The sequence below is a fragment of the Bartonella sp. AC535YNZD genome, from assembly GCF_042196625.1.
GTDB lineage: Bacteria > Pseudomonadota > Alphaproteobacteria > Rhizobiales > Rhizobiaceae > Bartonella.
This window is the reverse complement of the sequence record NZ_JBHIQP010000040.1, coordinates 1-2,669: the sequence shown is the minus strand read 5'-3', so window position 1 is coordinate 2,669 and position 2,669 is coordinate 1. Positions and strand designations below refer to the sequence as shown.

The window sequence follows — 2,669 nt, the reverse complement described above, 5'->3', positions numbered from 1 at the left end:
CCGCCTTCAAAACGGCGTGATTGAAAATGTTCTGTATCACTTGTGATAAAACCATCTGCATCACGAAGCGCCCAGCCAGTCTTAGTGCCTAGATCAAGACAGAGAATGGTTTGTGCATTAGTGATCATAATCCCCCCTGCTGTTGCGTATTTATATGCGTGCTATGACAGAGCGTGTTGTGACTGCTTGTCTTGAAAAAATGTTTTTGAAAAAGTATCCTCCCAACGATTCTAAAAAAGTGGGGGGAATTATGATGCAAGAATGGATAGTTGATAAGGTTGTATTCTTATTGCACCGGATAAATGATAGTGCTGTATTTTTGCTGCACTGGATAAGTGATAATCTTACGATTGCTCCTATTATTGCTACGATAGTTACTGGAATGGTGACACTTTTTGTGCAACAACGAAGCTTAAAAAAACAACTTAAAATCTTCCAACGACAAACTATAGCATCAGAAACCCAGACAGCTATTCTATTAGAAGATAAAAAAGCACGAGATTTGGGACCATATTTGAAATTGAAGGCAGTATTCTTCCCACAAAAATATGAAGGCACTTCACGCGTTAGGGTGAAATTATGCATTAAAAATCTTACTAGAGAAGATATAATGATAAGGAATATACGCATATCGAAAAAAAGTCCCTTTAAGTTTGTTAAAAATGCTTGCCCTTTCGTTAGATGGCCATCTAAAACTTCAGGTGAACACCTCGTCATTAAAAGAACAACTCCAAAGCTCATTGCTTTATGTCCCCAAAATATAAAATCAAATGCTTCATCAGAGTTCGCTTTGAATTTTTTTATTATACGTGCTAAATGCTACACTTTTTTAGATTTCATAATTAGCTGCCGTAAGCCTAATTCCCGCAACATTGCAAATTTTACACTTGACCACACTTCGATTGTTAACCCAGAGGAAACATTCACTGTTCATTTTTGGGCCTCATATCCACGCTCAAAAGATACATATGATGAATTTGGCTCTGAATATTCCTTTTTGGCTGATAATCCTCATTTGTGGTTTTTTTGATGCCAAAATTAAAAGCATTCTCCTGCAAAAGTAAAATCGATCAATCTTGGTTCTTCTTTTTTGTTAATTAAGCAAATGATTTTATTATTTAATTTATTAATTAGCTCCATTTGTGAAGCCAACTTTAATCTTTGTTCATACAGTGTCTTATTTTTTTGCTTAATTAAAGAGAATAGGTTTTCAAGTACTACTTGCTGTTGTTCAATTGACTTATCTCGCTCTGCAAGAGTGGCTTCATGCCATCTCATCCAACTATCAAATTTTGACTTATGCCATTCTTCTCGTTTTTTAAGAATTGTTGTGTGAGTTTCGTGTCGTTTCACAAGATCTTCTATGCTACAATCACGATCCGGTATCCGTACAAATTCTTTCACCAATCTATCTCCATTCTTCATTTTCGAATTACAACCTATTAATCTACAAAGCTGCGTATAGAGTTTCTTCAATATTCCGTTTCTCATGATCTTTCTCTTTAAACCTGTGAAGGGTGCTGTTGCTGTTCATTATTATCTGTAGAAGCAGCAATAAAAGCAGAACTAGAGCCAGAACTATCCTTCAACTTTTGCAGCTTTAGATAATTTATTACGGAGATAGATCCTCTTTTTTCCCACTTGCAAACAGCTGCTTGAGTTACACCAAGCATTTTCGCCATTTCTGATTGTGTCCAATTAAATTTGCCCCGTATTGACTTAGTCAAATTCTTAAAATCTTCTCGTTGATCCATTTACAAGCTCCAATTACAGCTTTGCCTTACTTTATTCATATAATTATAGTTATATAAAGTCAATGAAATTTATCTTTATCAACGATAAAAAAATAAGGTAAGCAGAAGTATGAGTAATAAATCTAATATTATAAACACATTAAAAAAGATTTTGACCGAGTTTAACTTAACGCAAGAAGATGTAGCCAAACGGCTAAACGTAACACAAGCTTCAGTGTCTAAGTGGTTAAAAGATTCTGATCCACGCGGCTCTAATAGAGATGCCATTTTAGAATTATATAAAGAACTAAAAGGGGATAATCACTTCACAACTTTTGTTCCTCTTATGGGGTATATTGGAGCAGGAACACAGATAGATCCAAGTTTTGAACAAATCCCTGAAGATGGTCTTGAACAAGTAGAAATTCCTTTTGCTTTACCTGATGATATGGTTGCTTTTGAAGTTAAAGGAGATTCTATGATTCCAGCCTATAAAGATGGAGATATGGTTATCGTAAGACGGCGCCAAATTAAAACAATAGAATCCTTTTTTGGCAAAGAAGCCGTTATTTTAACACATGATAATAAAAGATATATAAAGCAGATTAGCAGGGGCATGAATGGTGAAATAGATCTGCTTTCTTGGAATGCCTTACCTATTAAGAATGTTAAAATTGTGTGGGTTGGAGAAATATTTGCTATTTTGCCAATAAGTTCTTACAGCAAGATGATTCGGACTTATCGCTAATTATCCTCCCCTCTTATTCAGTAAGATATTATAATATTTTTTATAAAAAATATAACTTTTTATAATTTTTCGCTTGCTGTTTTATAATTATAGTTATATAAGTAATTATACAAACCACGCACAAACAATCGCCAAGAGGCGTTAGGGAGGAAAAATTATGGATAAGCCAATTCTTATAAATTCCAATG

4 protein-coding genes are annotated in these 2,669 nt (G+C 34.3%); 2 read left to right on the top strand and 2 right to left on the bottom strand.

Going from position 1 to position 2,669, the window contains the following annotated elements; all coding sequences use genetic code 11:
* Nucleotides 1-154: 154 nt before the first annotated feature.
* Entirely contained in the window at nt 155-1,030 is an 876-nt protein-coding gene (locus tag ACFIM8_RS08940; protein ID WP_375614815.1) for a hypothetical protein, read from the top strand.
* 8 nt (nt 1,031-1,038) lie between these two features.
* Here the strand turns inward: ACFIM8_RS08940 and ACFIM8_RS08935 are convergent, their stop codons facing one another.
* Nucleotides 1,039-1,491, bottom strand: coding sequence for a hypothetical protein (locus ACFIM8_RS08935; RefSeq protein WP_375614814.1), 453 nt, complete (start codon nt 1,489-1,491; stop codon nt 1,039-1,041).
* Between the two features lie 11 nt (nt 1,492-1,502).
* Complete coding sequence (locus ACFIM8_RS08930) at nt 1,503-1,754, bottom strand: helix-turn-helix transcriptional regulator (RefSeq protein WP_375607533.1); 252 nt, start codon at nt 1,752-1,754, stop codon at nt 1,503-1,505.
* A 109-nt stretch (nt 1,755-1,863) separates the two neighbouring features.
* Between ACFIM8_RS08930 and ACFIM8_RS08925 the strand changes: the two genes are divergently transcribed.
* Nucleotides 1,864-2,481, top strand: coding sequence for a helix-turn-helix transcriptional regulator (locus tag ACFIM8_RS08925; protein WP_375607534.1), 618 nt, complete (start codon nt 1,864-1,866; stop codon nt 2,479-2,481).
* Nucleotides 2,482-2,669 lie beyond the last annotated feature (188 nt).